This window comes from Chenggangzhangella methanolivorans, assembly GCF_019797865.1.
GTDB classification, from domain to species: Bacteria; Pseudomonadota; Alphaproteobacteria; order Rhizobiales; family Methylopilaceae; genus Methylopila; species Methylopila methanolivorans.
Genome location: NZ_CP081869.1, coordinates 5,274,937 through 5,289,141, shown reverse-complemented (window position 1 = coordinate 5,289,141; position 14,205 = coordinate 5,274,937). Strand labels below are relative to the sequence as shown.

Genomic DNA, 14,205 nt, shown 5'->3' with positions numbered 1-14,205 from the left:
GAGCCTCCACGCGAACCGAACGACTCCCATGCTGATCTCGCCCGCGCTCGAAGACTTCGCGCCGACTTACGCCTCGGGCCGACCGCAGCTCGTCTCGACGACGCTCGTCAGCGATCTTGAAACGCCCGTGGCGGCCTATCTGAAGCTTGCGGAGGGGCGCTCGGAGGCGTTCCTGTTCGAGTCGGTCGAGGGCGGGGCCACGCGCGGCCGCTATTCGATCATCGGGCTGAAGCCGGACCTGCTCTGGCGCTCCCAGGGCGGCCGCGCCGAGATCAACCGCCGCGCCGCGCAGGACCGCGAGGCGTTCGAACCCTGCGCTGGACGTCCGCTCGACGAACTGCGGCTTCTGCTCGCCGAATCGCGCATCGAGACGCCGGAGGGCCTGCCCCCGATGGCCGCCGGCGTTTTCGGCTATCTCGGCTACGACATGGTGCGCGAGATGGAGGAGCTCCCCTCCCCCAATCCGGACGCCCTCGCGGACCGGACGCGATCCTGATCGGCCGACGGTCATCGTCGTCTTCGACGCGGTGAAGGACGAGATCACGCTCGTGACCCCGGCCCGGCCCGAGGCCGGCGTTTCGGCCGAGATCGCGCATGCGCGCGCGGTCGACAGGCTCGACCGAGATCGTCGACGGGCTCGACCGCAGCGTGCGAGCCGGCCTCGCCTCGCGGACTCGACGGACATGGTCTCGAACACGCCGGCGGGCGATTACGAGGAGGCGATGGTGATGCGCGCCAAGGAATACATCGCCGCCGGCGACATCTTCCAGGTGGTGCTGTCGCAGCGCTTCGAGGCGCCGTTCGACCTGCCGGCCTTCGCGCTCTATCGCGCGCTTCGCCGCACCAATCCGGCGCCGTTTCTCATCCATCTCGACTTCGGCGGCTTCCAGATCGTCGGCTCGAGCCCCGAGATTCTCGTCCGCCCCCGAGACGGCAAGGTCACGATCCGGCCGATCGCCGGCACGCGGCCGCGCGGCGCGACGCCCGCGGAGGATCGCGCGCTCGGCCAGGAGCTGCTTTCGGACCCCAAGGAGCGCGCAGAGCACCTGATGCTGCTCGACCTCGGGCGCAACGACGTCGGCCGGGTCTCGGAGATCGGGTCGGTGACGGTCACCGACCAATTCTTCCTCGAGCGCTACAGCCACGTGATGCACATCGTGTCGAACGTGGAAGGCAGGCTCTCGGCCGAGCATGATTCGCTCGCAGCCCTCGTCGCGGGCTTTCCGGCCGGCACCGTGTCGGGCGCGCCGAAGGTCCGCGCGATGGAGATCATCGACGAGCTCGAGCGCGACAAGCGAGGCGTCTACGCCGGCTGCGTCGGCTATTTCGGTTCGAACGGCGAGATGGACACCTGCATCGTGCTCCGCACCGCGGTGGTGAAGGACGGCCGAATCTTCGTGCAGGCGGGCGCCGGCATCGTGGCGGACTCCAACCCGGCCTCCGAGCAGCAGGAATGCGTCAACAAGGCCAAGGCCCTGTTCCGCGCCGCCGAAGAGGCGCGCCGCTTCGCAAGCGCCGGACGGCGCGGCCAGTAGCCGGCGTCTTTCGAGTTAACCCCGAAAACGAAACGGGCGCTCCGAAGAGCGCCCGTCGAGGCAATCACGCCCGGTTCCGCGACGAGATCAGTCGCAGGGGACGCGGTAACGCTCGCCGTAGCGGTTGCGGGCGTAGCAGCGCGGACCGCGGGTCTGCGAACCGATGATCGCGCCGGTGCCTGCGCCGAGCGCGCCGCCCACAAGGGCGCCGCCGGCCTTGCCGGTGACAGCGCCGCCGATGGCGGCGCCGGCCGCGGTGCCGATAAGGGCGCCGCTGAGAGTGCGTTCGTTGCGGGTCTCGCCGCAGGCCGCAAGGCCAAGCGCGAGCGCCGAGACCGCGATGAGTGAGCCGACTTTCTTCATGGGCGTGAAGCTCCGTTCTACTGACGAGCCGAATTTAGGCGGGTCGACCCGAACGGCCACCCTGTCCAAACAAACTCGTGACCCCCGATGCGACCAAGCGCTCCCTATTGCAGCGGCGGATTTGGCCGGATTCGCGGCGGACGGCGCCCCAGGATCGCCATCAGCGTAAACAGCACCGCCGCGTTGAGGATGTGCCAGAGCGGATGCGCGCCCGTCGGCGCAGCCTCGCAGACGACGCCGTCGAGGGTGCGAAACGTCAGCGACATGGCGAAAAGCGCCGCCACCGCCATCAGCGCGCGGCCGTCGGAGGGCCCTGGAGCGGGTCTGGCGAGGAGCGCCGCGCCAACCCCGAGGAGGCCGAGCAGCCCGCCCACATAGCCTCCAAGGCCGCGCCAGAGCCCATCGCGGGGCAGAAGGCTGGGCGCGGTCGCCGCCGCCGCCATGAACAGGCCCGTGGCGCAGATCGCCGCCAGCGGTCCGAGCCCGAAGAACCGCCGCATGGCGAAGAAGAAATAGAGCGCGATGAACGCCTGGATGGGGATCACGTCCGCGAGCAGCGCCCAGCGCGTCGCGAAAGTGTGAAACAGGAAGCTTCCGACGCCGATCGCGAGCGTCGTCGCGGCGAGCAGCTCCACCGCCCGGTCGCCGCGCCAGCGCACGAGCGCGACGGCGCCGGCCATGATGAAGGCGGCGTTGGTGACGGCGTTGACGGGCTCGGCCCAGAACGTCGGATCGAAGCCGCGCTCGCAATAGACGCCCAGAACCTTGGCGCCTGCGCCGTCGCTCATCGTGACCCCTTCCGAAGCGTTCAGGCCCCAGCGGCGCGGATCGCCCCGACATAGCGGCCGGCCGGAGCCCGCTTCGCCCGGCGCTCGATCGGCGCCATGGCCTCGACGAGCAGCTTGAAGGAAGAAGCCGGCAGCGGCGGCGCGAACACGTAGCCCTGGGCCATCCGCACGCCCTTGCCCCTCAGATACTCGACCTGCTCGATCGTCTCGACGCCCTCGGCGATAAGGTCGAGGTTCATGTCCTCGGCGAGCTTCACCATGCTGTCGACGATCGCGACCGAGTAGCGGTCGGTGCCGATCGCGTCGACGAACATCTTGTCCATCTTCATCACGTCGACGCCTAGCTTGAGCAGATAGGACAGACCGCCATGGCCTGTCCCGACGTCGTCGAGCGCGACGCGCGCGCCGAGCGCCTGCAGCTTCGCGATCACGAGGCGGGCGCGCGGAATGTCCTGCAGCGGCTGGCGCTCGGTCACCTCGAACATCAGCTGCGTCATGCGGATCTGCGAGCCCTCGAAGATGCGCTCGACGTCGTCCACGATGGCGACGTCGTCGAAGTGGCCGGCGAACAGGTTGAAGCCGAGCTTGAGCTGGCTGCGCTCGCCGTAGAGTTCGCCGAGGTCGTCGCGCGCGGCCTCCATGAGGGCCAGCGTCATCGGGAAGATCTCGCCGCTCGCCTCGGCGAGCGAAATGAACCGCCCCGGCGGCACAAGCTTGCCGTCCGGCTTGATCCAGCGCACCAGCACCTCGCATCCCGCAAGCCGCCCGGACACGATGTCGATCACCGGCTGGTAATAGGGCACGAACTCCCGGTTCCGGATCGCGTCGTGCATCTCGCGGACCGGTCCGCCGGAACGGCGGCCCACGATAAGGGCGATGGCCGCCGCCACCAGCGCCAGCACGAAGCCGCCGATGTTGGCGTAGAGGAACAAGGCGCCGTGGGCCTCCACAAGCGCGCGGCCCGGGGTCGCGACGTTGATGCGCATCGGATAGCGCTGCGACGCCGCCGTCGCCTTCACCGCGGGTAGGCGCGACCCGTCGGGCTTGGTGAGGCTCGGATCCGTGAGCTTGCGCGCGATCACCGCGCCGTCGACCATCACGGCCTCGGCCAGGAAGGCGGGCGTGAACTCGCTCTTGAGGAAGTAGGGAAAGACGTCTTCGCTCGGGATCAGGATCCGGAAGCCGTAGCCGTCGTCGCCCCGCCATTGCAGGCGGATCATCTGCTGCGAGGACGCGGCGCCGATCGAGACGACCGACAAGGCCACGTCCGCGTCGAGCGCGCCGTGCTCCGGCGACACCTGGGTGACGACGCGCGGCTCTCCCTGAGCGGCGCAGATGGCCGCTCGGTCGGGTCGACGACCGCGACTTCAGACCCCGCCCCCACCCTCGCGGACGCCGCCGAAAGCGCCGCCCGGCTCGCGGGACTGCAATCGTGGGCGTTCTCCATGCCGAGGCCGATGAGGGCGGTCGCGGCGTCGTCGAGGCGGGAGGTGGTGATCCTCAGCACCTCGTTCGCGACGCCGTCGATCTCTCGTTGCGCGGTCGTGCCCAGGTTGAACGCGAGCAGAGCGTTCAACGCGATGACCGGGCGCGACGACGATCGGCGCGGCCGTCAACAACGTCCGCTTGAGGGAATATCCGCCGTCCTGCGCCAAGGCCGCACCGAATCCTGGAGGGCTCCCGGCAGCCCTCCGTCGTCGGCATGGTGGGACGACAGGCTTAATGTCGCCCTAAGGCCGGCCCTGCGAACGCGGCGGGTCAGCCCTGCGCGGCGGCGCTTTGCTGGGCCGCGTCGACCACGGCGACGGCCGTCATGTTCACGACGCCGCGCGCGGTGACCGACGGCGTCAGAATGTGCGCAGGCTTCGCCGGGCCGACGATGATCGGCCCGACCGGCAGCGCGTCCGCGAGCGTCTTGATCAGCTGCGTCGCGATGTTGGCGGCGTCGAGGTTCGGGAAGACGAGCAGATTGGCCTCGCCCGTCAGGCTCGACGTCGGAAGCAGCCTCTCCCGCAGGGCCGGCGTCAGGGCGACGTCGCCCATCATTTCGCCGTCGACCTCGAGCGACGGCGCCGTCTGCCGGAGGATCGCCAGCGCTTCGCGCATCTTCACCGCGGACGGGGTGTCGTCGGAGCCGAAGTTCGAGTGCGAGAGCAGCGCGACCTTGGGCGTCAGCCCGAAGCGTTCGACGCTTCGCGCGCCGAGGATCGCGCATTCGGCGATGCTCTGCGCGTCCGGATCGGGCGTGACGTAGGTGTCGGTCAGGAAGTAGGCGCCGCGGCCGCTGATGAGCAGCGACAGCGTCGAGTAGTCGGGCGCGTCGGAAGCCAGGCCGATGACCTGGTCGATGTAGCGCAGGTTGTTGTGGAACCGGCCCTCCAGCCCGCAGATCATCGCGTCGGCGTCGCCGCGCTGGACGGCGAGCGCGGCGATCACGGTGGTGTTGGTGCGCACCACCGTGCGGGCGCGGTCCGGCGTCACGCCCTTGCGGCCGGCGCGCTCGAGATAGAGCGCGACGTAGTCGCGATAGCGCTTGTCGTCTTCCGGATTGACGATCTCGACGTCCGTTCCGGGCTTGAAGGTGAGGCCGTAGCGGCGGGCGCGCACGTCGATGACGTGCGGGCGGCCGATGAGCACCGGAACGGCGATGCCCTCCTCGAGCGCGACCTGCGCGGCGCGGAGAGCCCGCTCGTCCTCGCCGTCGGCGTAGATGACGCGCTTGGGAGTGGCGCGGGCCGCGGTGAACACCGGCTTCATCACGAAGCCGGAGCGGAACACGAAGCGGTTGAGCTGCTCCTCATAGGCGCGGAGATCCGCGATCGGGCGCTTGGCGACGCCGCTCTCCATCGCGGCGCGCGCCACCGCCGGCGCGATGCGCAGGATGAGGCGGGGATCGAACGGGCTCGGGATCAGCGAGTCGGGTCCGAAGAGGCGCGTCTCGCCGCCATAGGCCTTCGAGACGACGTCGGACGAGGCCTCGCGGCGAGCGCCGCGATGGCGCGCACCGCGGCGGCCTTCATCTGCTCGTTGATCTCGCTCGCGGAAACGTCGAGCGCGCCGCGGAAGATGTACGGGAAGCAGAGCACGTTGTTGACCTGGTTCGGGAAATCCGAACGGCCCGTGCAGATCATCGCGCCCGGCTTCGCCTTGCGCGCCTCGTCCGGCATGATCTCGGGCGTCGGATTGGCGAGCGCGAGGATCATCGGCTTGTCGGCCATCGACGCGACCATTTCGGGCTTCAGCACGCCGCCGGCCGACAGGCCGAGGAACACGTCCGCGCCGCCCGATCACCTCGCCGAGCGTGCGCGCGTCGGTCTTCTGGGCGTAGATGCTTTTCCAGCGGTCCATCAGGGACTCGCGGCCCTCGTAGACGACGCCCTCGATGTCCGTGACCCAGATGTTCTCGCGCTTGGCGCCGAGCGTCACGAGGAGGTTGAGGCAGGCGAGCGCCGCGGCGCCCGCGCCCGAGGTCACGATCTTGACCGACGAGAGCGGCTTGCCGGCGAGCTCGAGGCCGTTGGTGATCGCGGCCGCGACGATGATCGCGGTGCCGTGCTGGTCGTCGTGGAAGACGGGAATGCCCATCCGCGCCTTGCAGGCTTCCTCGACCTCGAAGCACTCCGGCGCCTTGATGTCCTCGAGGTTGATGCCGCCGAAGGTCGGCTCGAGCGCGCACACGACCTCGATGAGCCGTTGGGCGTCGGTCTCGGCGACCTCGATGTCGAAGACGTCGATGCCGGCGAATTTCTTGAAGAGCACCGCCTTGCCCTCCATCACCGGCTTGCCCGCTAGCGCGCCGATGTTGCCGAGGCCGAGAACGGCGGTGCCGTTGGTCAGGACCGCGACGAGGTTCTGGCGGATGGTGAGTTCGGCGGCCTGTTCGGGATCCTCGGCGATGGCGTCGCAGGCGGCCGCGACGCCGGGCGAATAGGCGACGCGAGATCGCGCTGGTTGCCGAGCGGCTTGGTGGCGGCGATCTCGATCTTGCCGGGCCGGGCGCCGGTGGCCGCGTTGCCGCGGTGATAGACGAGCGCTCCGGTGCGAAGGTCGTCCGACATCTTGCTGCCCATGCCGCCATCTCCCTATAAGCCCGGCCTTGTCGACGGAGGTCTCCGCCGCGTTTCTTCGCCTTCCTTTCGGAATGGCGCGAGGGCGGCGCGAGCGTCAAGCGCGAAGCGCCGCCCCAGCCCCGCGCAGGGCGCGACCCGGCCAAGCGTGGCAGAGACGGTCGCCGCGGGCGCCGGACCGCCTATTTCGGCGCGGACGCGGACAGGACAAGGGGGAAACGGGCCGAACATGAAGCGTGCGCTTGCGACCGCCGCCATCGTCATCGCCGTCGTCTGCGGCGCCGGCGCGCTGTTCGGCCCGATGCTCGCGCAGCGCTACGCCGAGGCGCAGGTGGACAAGGCGCTCAGCCGCATCCGTGTCCAGACGACCTCCGTCGCGGGACGCGGGGACGTGAGCCTCGACCTCGCCTCGCAAACGGTCGCGGTGCGGGATCTCTACGTCGAGAGCGCCAGGCGCGAGCAGCGCATCCAGATCAAGTCGCTCAAGATCGTCGGCGCCCAAGCGTCCGAAGGGCTTCTGACGGCCGATCGGGTCGTGTTCGACGACGTGACGATCCGGTCGGCCGGCGAGACGATCACGATCCCGCGGATCGACATCGAAAACTACTCCGGACCCGAACGCGGCCTGACCGCGACCCCCGGGATCGGCCGCAACGCCCGCACTCAGGCCGACCTCATCGCGATGGTGTCGCTCGAGCGCGCGACGGCGCCGCTCGTGACCTTCTCCGGCGACAGAAGCGAGATTCGCCGGACGCTTCGCAATCTCTCGGTCAATCGGGTCGTAAAGGGAGCGGTCGAGAGCGCGACCGTCGACGGCGTTTCGCTCGACATCCCCTACCTCGCGCCGGACAGCTCGCCCCAAACCTCGTCGCTTTCGGCGTCGGCCGGGCCCTTGGTCTATGAGGGCGTGAACCTGCCGACGCTCTGGCGCTTCTACGCCGGCGACGGGGCCGGCGACCGCCAGCCCTTCCTGAAATCCGGCGTGATCGTCAATGTCTCGGCGGTCGCGACGCTGCGGCCAGGCGGCGAGATCCGGGCGTCGTGGCGGCGCCTCAAGGTCGAAAACGTCGAGGTCCGCCCCCTCGCCTTCCCGGTGACGGCGATCGACGTCGTGATCTCAAAGCTGCGCGAGGGCGTCCCCACGACGCCGGCCGAGATCCGCGAGCAGCTGCTTTACGGGGCCGACGGGTTGAGGGCCGTGTCCTTCGACCGCGTTCGGATCGACGGCGCCAAGGTCGAAATCGCTCGAGACGGCGAGCTCCGCCGCGCGCTCGACGTCGGGGCCGCCGAGATCGGCCCCTATGCGGACGGACGGCTCGACATGGTCAAGCTCGAGGCGGCGCGGTTTGATCGGGAGGACGGCGTGCGTTTCGCCGTCGAGAAGGCCGAGGCGCATGGCTTCGAGGCCTCCGGAGTGCTCGACTACGCCGACAAGGTGGGCCGCGACGAGGTGCTGATGACGACGGCTCCGACCGCAGCGGAGCTCGTCCGGCACGCGCCGAGGCTCACAAGCGCCGAAGCCTCGGGGGTCGACGCCGCGGGGCCTGACGGCGAGGTGACGGCGCGCTCCGTACGCGTCGAGTTCAACGCGCCGCTGAACGTCGTGCCGCAGCATGTCGCCTTCGACCTCGACGACCTCGACGCCCGCCCGGCCGCGGGCTCGCGCGGCGCGGCCGCTCTGGAAAACGATGCGGCTCGAAAGCCTGCGCGGCGGGCTGAGCTTTGCGCTGACGCTGGATCCCGGCGCCGAGACCCTCGCGCTCGACGCCTTCGACTACCGCTTCGCCGACCTCGGCGTCGTGAAAGCGAAGGGCGAGCTCGCCGCCTTCGACCCGATGCTGGCGGTCGCGAGCGGAACGGCCTTCGTCGACAAGTTTTCGGCGATCGAGGTCGGGACCTTCAGGATCAAGATCACCGACGGCGGCGCGGTCGAGACACTGATCCGCCGCGCCGCCGAGCAGGCCCATATGCCGGCCGAACTCTATCGCGAGCAGATCGCCCGCGACGCGCAGGAGACGATGATGCGGGTGTTCGGCCCGCCGGCCGAGAACTCCGCAGAGTCGGCCGCGCGCTTCATCCGCGACCCGCGCACGCTCGAGGTCACCGTCACGCCGCGCGCGAGCGTCGCGCACCTGCTCGAGCTGATCCGCGCCTTTGATCTTGGGCCCGCCGGAATCGCACAGGTGATCGACGTCGCCGCGCTCTACAAGCGCTGAGCGAGCGAACTCGTCGGCCAAGGCCGGGACGCATGGAGATGCGTGCTTCGAGACGCCCGCCGAAGGGCAGGCTCCTCAGCATGAGGCGCCTTTGCGCATGCCAGAACACAGACGTCCCTCATGCTGAGGAGCCGTCCGAAGGACGGCGTCTCGAAGCACGCAGTTGGCTTGTGCAAGTCAGAACAAGCCCGCCAGCCCCGCTCATCCCTGCTTGGCCGGCGGCAGCGCCGCGCGGATGTGGAGCTCCTTGAGCTGCTGCGGCGTCGCCTCGGAGGGCGAGCCCATCAGCAGGTCCTCGGCGCGCTGGTTCATCGGGAAGATCGAGATCTCGCGCAGGTTGGTCGCGCCCGTGAGCAGCATCACGATGCGGTCGACGCCGGCCGCCATGCCGCCATGGGGCGGCGCCCCATACTGGAACGCGCGATACATGCCGCCGAAGCGGTCGATCACGGTCTGCTCGTCATAGCCCGCGATCTCGAACGCCTTCACCATCGCCTCGGGGCGATGGTTGCGGATGCCGCCCGAGGCGATCTCGAAGCCGTTGCAGGCGATGTCGTACTGGAACGCCTTGATGGTCAGCGGGTCCTGACCGTTCAGCGCCTCGAGCCCGCCCTGCGGCATGGAGAAGGGGTTGTGGGAGAAGTCGACGCGCTTCTCCTCCTCGCTCCATTCGTAGAACGGGAAGTCGATGATCCAGGCGAGCTCGAAGCGGTCATGGTCGACGAGCTTCAGCTCTTCGCCGACCCGGGTGCGCGCCAGACCCGAAAACTTCCAGAACTTCTGCGGGTCGCCCGCCACGAAGAAGGCGGCGTCGCCGTCCTTCAGGCCGAGCTGCTCGCGGATCGCGGCCGTGCGCTCCGGCCCGATGTTGTTCGCGATCGGGCCGGCGCCCTCGCCGCCTTCCCGCCACATGACGTAGCCGAGGCCGGGCTGGCCTTCCGACTGCGCCCAGGAGTTCATGCGGTCGCAGAACGCGCGGCTGCCGCCGGTCGGCCCGGGGATCGCCCAGACCTGGTTGCCTTCGGTCTCCAGCATCCGCGCGAAGACCTTGAAGCCGCTGCCGCGGAAATGCTCCGAGACGTCCTGCATGATGAGCGGGTTGCGCAGGTCCGGCTTGTCGGTGCCGTACTTCGTGATCGCCTCGGCGTAGGGGATTCGCGGCCAGTTCTTGGTGACGGGCTTGCCGTTCGCGAAGTCCTCGAACACGCCGGTGATCACCGGCTCGACGGAAGCGAACACGTCCTCCTGTTCGACGAAGCTCATCTCGAGGTCGAGCTGGTAGAACTCGCCCGGCAGACGGTCGGCGCGCGGGTCCTCGTCGCGGAAGCAGGGCGCGATCTGAAAATAGCGGTCGAAGCCGCTCATCATGATCAGCTGCTTGTACTGCTGCGGAGCCTGCGGCAGCGCATAGAACTTGCCCGGATGGATGCGGCTCGGCACCAGGAAGTCGCGCGCGCCTTCAGGCGAGGAGGCGGTGAGGATCGGGGTCTGGAACTCGAAGAAGCCCTGGTCCTTCATCTTCGCCCGCATGGCGTCGACGATTTTTCCGCGGGTCATGATGTTGCGGTGAAGCTTCTCGCGGCGCAGGTCGAGGAAGCGGTATTTGAGACGCGTCTCTTCCGGGTACTCCTGGTCGCCGAACACCGGCAGCGGCAGGTCGGCGGCCGGGCCCAGAACCTCGATGTCGCGGGCGTAGACCTCGACCTGACCGGTCGGGAGCTCCGCGTTCTCCGTGCCTGCAGGGCGGGTGCGGACGTTGCCGTCGATCCGGATCACCCATTCCGATCGCACCGTCTCGACCGTCTTGAAGGCCGGCGAATCCGGGTCGGCGACCACCTGCGTCACGCCGTAATGGTCGCGCAGGTCGACGAACAGGACGCCGCCATGGTCGCGCACGCGGTGCACCCAGCCCGAGAGCCGGACGGTCTGGTCGACATGCTCCGAACGGAGCGCGCCGCAGGTGTGGGAGCGGTAGCGATGCATCGTGGTCGGTCCTTCGTTCGGGCCGCGAGAAGGCGCGGGCCCGACAAGCGCGCGGAAATCCGCATGGGGGCGCCTCGATTGTCAAGGCGAACGGGTCGGACACGGACTGCGTGCTTCGAGACGCCGTCTTGCCGGACGGCTCCTCAGCATGAGGATCGTTGAGCATCCCAGACGCTCCTCATGCTGAGGAGCCCGCGTGAGCGGGCGTCTCGAAGCACGCAGTCCAGATCGACTTGGGCGTGTAAGCTCGACCTTCTCCCAAGACACTGCGGGCCGAACCCGCTATAGCGACCTGACGATGATCACCGATACGAACGCCCTCAAGACCGTCTGCGCGCGCTTGGCGAAAGCGCCCTACATCACGGTCGACACCGAGTTCCTGCGCGAGACCACATTCTGGCCAAAGCTCTGCGTCGTGCAGCTCGCCGACGCCGAGGGGCCCGAAGTCGTCGACGCGCTCGCGCCGGGCATCGACCTTACGCCTTTGTTCGAGCTCATGGACGACAGAAACGTCCTGAAGGTCTTCCACTCCGGCCGGCAGGACATCGAGATCTTCCATCACCTGTCGGGCAAGGTGCCGCACCCCGTGTTCGACACGCAGGTCGCCGCCATGGTTCTCGGCTTCGGCGACTCGATCTCCTACGACCAGCTGGTCGCGCGCACGACCGGCGGCGTGATCGACAAGTCCTCGCGCTTCACAGACTGGAGCCGCCGCCCGCTCTCCGACGAGCAGGTGACCTACGCGATCGCCGACGTCACGCATCTGCGCGACGTCTACGAGAAGCTCGCGGCCGACCTCGACAAGCGGGGCCGCGCCGATTGGGTGAGCGAGGAGATGGAGGTGCTGACCTCGCCCGCGACCTATGAGGCCCATCCCGACGACGCCTGGCGGCGCTTCGCCTCGCGGCTGCGCAAGCCGCGCGACCTCGCCGTGATGATCGAGGTGGCGGCCTGGCGCGAGCGCGAGGCGCAGGGGCGCGACGTGCCGCGTTCTCGCGTGCTGAAGGACGACGCCATCGTCGAGGTCGCGACGCGCGCGCCGCGCGACGTGGCGGCGCTCGGATCCCTGCGCGCCTTCCCTCGCGGCTACGAACGGTCCAAGGCCGGGCAGGAGATTCTCGAAGCCGTCGAGCGCGGCCTCAAGCGCGATCCCGCCGACCTCCCCGCGCTCGAGGCCCAGCGCGGCAATGGCGGCAATCCGGCGACTGTCGAGCTCCTCAAGGTGCTTCTGCGCATGATCGCCGAGAAGCATGCGGTCGCCGCCAAGGTGCTCGCCAACACCGAAGACCTCGAACGCATCTCGGCCGACGACGACGCCGACGTTCCTGCGCTTTCGGGCTGGCGGCGCGAGTTGTTCGGCGAGCAGGCGCTGAAGCTCAAGGCCGGAACGCTGGCGCTCGGGATCGAACGAGGCCGGGTCGTGGCGCTCGAGCGCGAGCCCGGCGAGGACGGCCCCCTGCCCGCGCCGAAGCCGAGGCGGAGCCGCGGCCGTCGTGGCGGCGGCGGCGGCAACGGCGGAGAGCAGGCGACGCAGGAGATCTGAAAAGCGTCTGCAGCAAAGCCCGGCGGGCCTTGCTGATTTGACGAGAGACTTGCGTAGGCGTCATGCCCGGCGGAGCCGGGTACCTGCGACTTGGTCGAAGGACCCGGCGCTGTTCCAAGTCTCAGATGCCCGAGCGAAGGCTCGGGCATGACGAGGCGGTTCGCGCGCCTCGTTCGGCAAGCGCTTCAGATCGCCTCGATGGCGGTCTGCTTTCCCAGCAGCTTGCCGAGCTTGTTCAGCCGGTTCCTGAGCTTGTCGCTGGCGAGGTCGCCGAGCTCGGACGGCAGTTTCAGCGTCAGCACGTCGCGCTTCATGACGAGCGGCGCGCGCGGCAGCATGCCGGGGACTGCGGCCGAAACGAGGAACGCGACCCGCATCGCCCCGCCGAGCGTGCGCGCCCGGTCGAGGATGCGCGTCGATGCGATCTCGCGGATCCGGGGCGAGGCCTCGTCGTCCAGAAGCCCCATGTGCCGGTAGAAGATCGCAAGCGACATGAAGGCGCGGCCCGGATGATCGACGCCGGTGAACGCCGCGTGGGCGATGACGTCGAGCGCCTGCTCGCCGCGATAGTCAGGATGGGCGCGCCAGGCGAGGTCGGAGAGGTGGCAGGCGGCGTGGCGCCAGCGGCGCTCCTCCGCGGTCTCGTCGAGATCGACGGAGCGGAACAGCCGGTCGGTCCACTCCAGGAGGTCGTCGCCGTGGCGCGGCGCGCGCGAGCGCAGCCAGCCGAGGTCTCGCGCGGAGCTGATCAGCCCGTCCTCGCGGCGGCCCTCGTCGTCGAGGAGTTCGTAAAGCAGCCCCTCGCGCACGCCGAGGCCGGACATCACGACCTCCGTCGGCTTGCCGATCCGGATGATGTGCTCGAGCACCAGCGCGCCGTATGCGAGCAGCGGGCGACGGTCCGAGGAGACGACGCCGATCGCCGGAAGCGTGTCCGGGTCGACGCGGCGGACCAGCCGGCAGAACTCGAGGGCCTCCTTGGCCGGGATCGTGTAGCCGTGGAGCACGTGCAGCGCGTAGTGCTTCTGCACCATGTGGAGATGGGCGAGCGCCCGCCACGTGCCGCCGACGGCGTAGAAGGTGCGCCCCTTCAGCCTTTCGAGCGGCGCGGAGTTCTCGAGTTCGTCGCGGACGACCCGGCCTTCTTGATCGAGCGGTCCGAGACGTCCTGCAGGCGGATGCCGCCGAGCGGATAGGTGACGCCGGCCGCGATGCGCTTCTTTGCGACGTCGACGAGCTCGAGGCTGCCGCCGCCGAGATCGCCCGTCACGCCGTCCGGACGGAAGAACCCCGAGACGACGCCCATCGCCGAGAGATGCGCCTCGCGCTTGCCTGAAAGCAGCTCGACCGGCGCTCCGCAGATGCGCTCGGCCTCCTGCAGGAAAGCCGGGCCGTTCTCGGCGTCGCGGGCCGCGGCGGTCGCGAGCACGTAGACCTTTCCGACTTTCATGCCGTCGGCGAGCGTGCGGAAGCGCTTCAGCGCCGAGATCGCCTTGGCGACCGACTCGTCGGCGAGCTTGCCCGTGACGGCGACCGAACGGCCGAGCGCGCAGAGCTCCTTCTCGTTGAAGAGCGCTGTGGGCGAACGTGAAATGCCCTCGTAGACCACGAGGCGCACCGAGTTCGAGCCGATGTCCACGATCGCGACGGGCGGGCCGCAAGGAAGCCGGCCTGGCGGCAGAAGCGGTCGGTCGGCGCGGCCGAGGGCCG

Annotated in this window: 7 protein-coding genes and 3 pseudogenes; 3 read left to right on the top strand and 7 right to left on the bottom strand. The window is 69.3% G+C overall.

Annotation, left to right across the window (positions count from 1 at the left end):
- The first annotated feature begins 28 nt into the window (after positions 1–28).
- Positions 29–1,535 (top strand): annotated as a pseudogene (gene trpE / locus K6K41_RS27845) (anthranilate synthase component I).
- 87 nt (positions 1,536–1,622) lie between these two features.
- On the opposite strand, the gene K6K41_RS27840 reads toward trpE, so the two are convergent.
- The 5 genes and pseudogenes from K6K41_RS27840 to K6K41_RS31060 all read right to left on the bottom strand — a co-directional run bounded on the left by K6K41_RS27840 (position 1,623) and on the right by K6K41_RS31060 (position 8,149).
- Complete coding sequence (locus tag K6K41_RS27840; RefSeq protein WP_261403214.1) at positions 1,623–1,898, bottom strand: YMGG-like glycine zipper-containing protein; 276 nt, start codon at positions 1,896–1,898, stop codon at positions 1,623–1,625.
- A gap of 104 nt (positions 1,899–2,002) precedes the next feature.
- The gene (locus K6K41_RS27835; RefSeq protein ID WP_261403213.1) at positions 2,003–2,686 is read right to left on the bottom strand and encodes a ceramidase; all 684 of its coding nucleotides are present in this window, start codon (positions 2,684–2,686) and stop codon (positions 2,003–2,005) included.
- 20 nt (positions 2,687–2,706) lie between these two features.
- On the bottom strand, positions 2,707–3,984 hold the full coding sequence (locus tag K6K41_RS27830; RefSeq protein ID WP_261403212.1) for an EAL domain-containing protein: 1,278 nt from the start codon (positions 3,982–3,984) through the stop codon (positions 2,707–2,709).
- 460 nt (positions 3,985–4,444) lie between these two features.
- A pseudogene (locus tag K6K41_RS27825) lies at positions 4,445–6,756 on the bottom strand (NADP-dependent malic enzyme).
- Between the two features lie 1,114 nt (positions 6,757–7,870).
- The gene (locus K6K41_RS31060; RefSeq protein WP_487308359.1) at positions 7,871–8,149 is read right to left on the bottom strand and encodes a hypothetical protein; all 279 of its coding nucleotides are present in this window, start codon (positions 8,147–8,149) and stop codon (positions 7,871–7,873) included.
- 217 nt (positions 8,150–8,366) lie between these two features.
- On the opposite strand from K6K41_RS31060, the gene K6K41_RS31055 reads away from it, so the two are divergent.
- On the top strand, positions 8,367–8,969 hold the full coding sequence (locus K6K41_RS31055) for a hypothetical protein (RefSeq protein WP_487308358.1): 603 nt from the start codon (positions 8,367–8,369) through the stop codon (positions 8,967–8,969).
- Between the two features lie 201 nt (positions 8,970–9,170).
- Here the strand turns inward: K6K41_RS31055 and aspS are convergent, their stop codons facing one another.
- Complete coding sequence (aspS, locus tag K6K41_RS27815) at positions 9,171–10,952, bottom strand: aspartate--tRNA ligase (protein WP_261403210.1); 1,782 nt, start codon at positions 10,950–10,952, stop codon at positions 9,171–9,173.
- A 292-nt stretch (positions 10,953–11,244) separates the two neighbouring features.
- On the opposite strand from aspS, the gene rnd reads away from it, so the two are divergent.
- Positions 11,245–12,495 (top strand): ribonuclease D, encoded by a 1,251-nt coding sequence (rnd, locus tag K6K41_RS27810; RefSeq protein WP_378148820.1) that lies wholly within the window; start codon positions 11,245–11,247, stop codon positions 12,493–12,495.
- Between the two features lie 185 nt (positions 12,496–12,680).
- On the opposite strand, the pseudogene ppx reads toward rnd, so the two are convergent.
- A pseudogene (ppx, locus tag K6K41_RS27805) lies at positions 12,681–14,176 on the bottom strand (exopolyphosphatase).
- Positions 14,177–14,205: the final 29 nt, after the last annotated feature.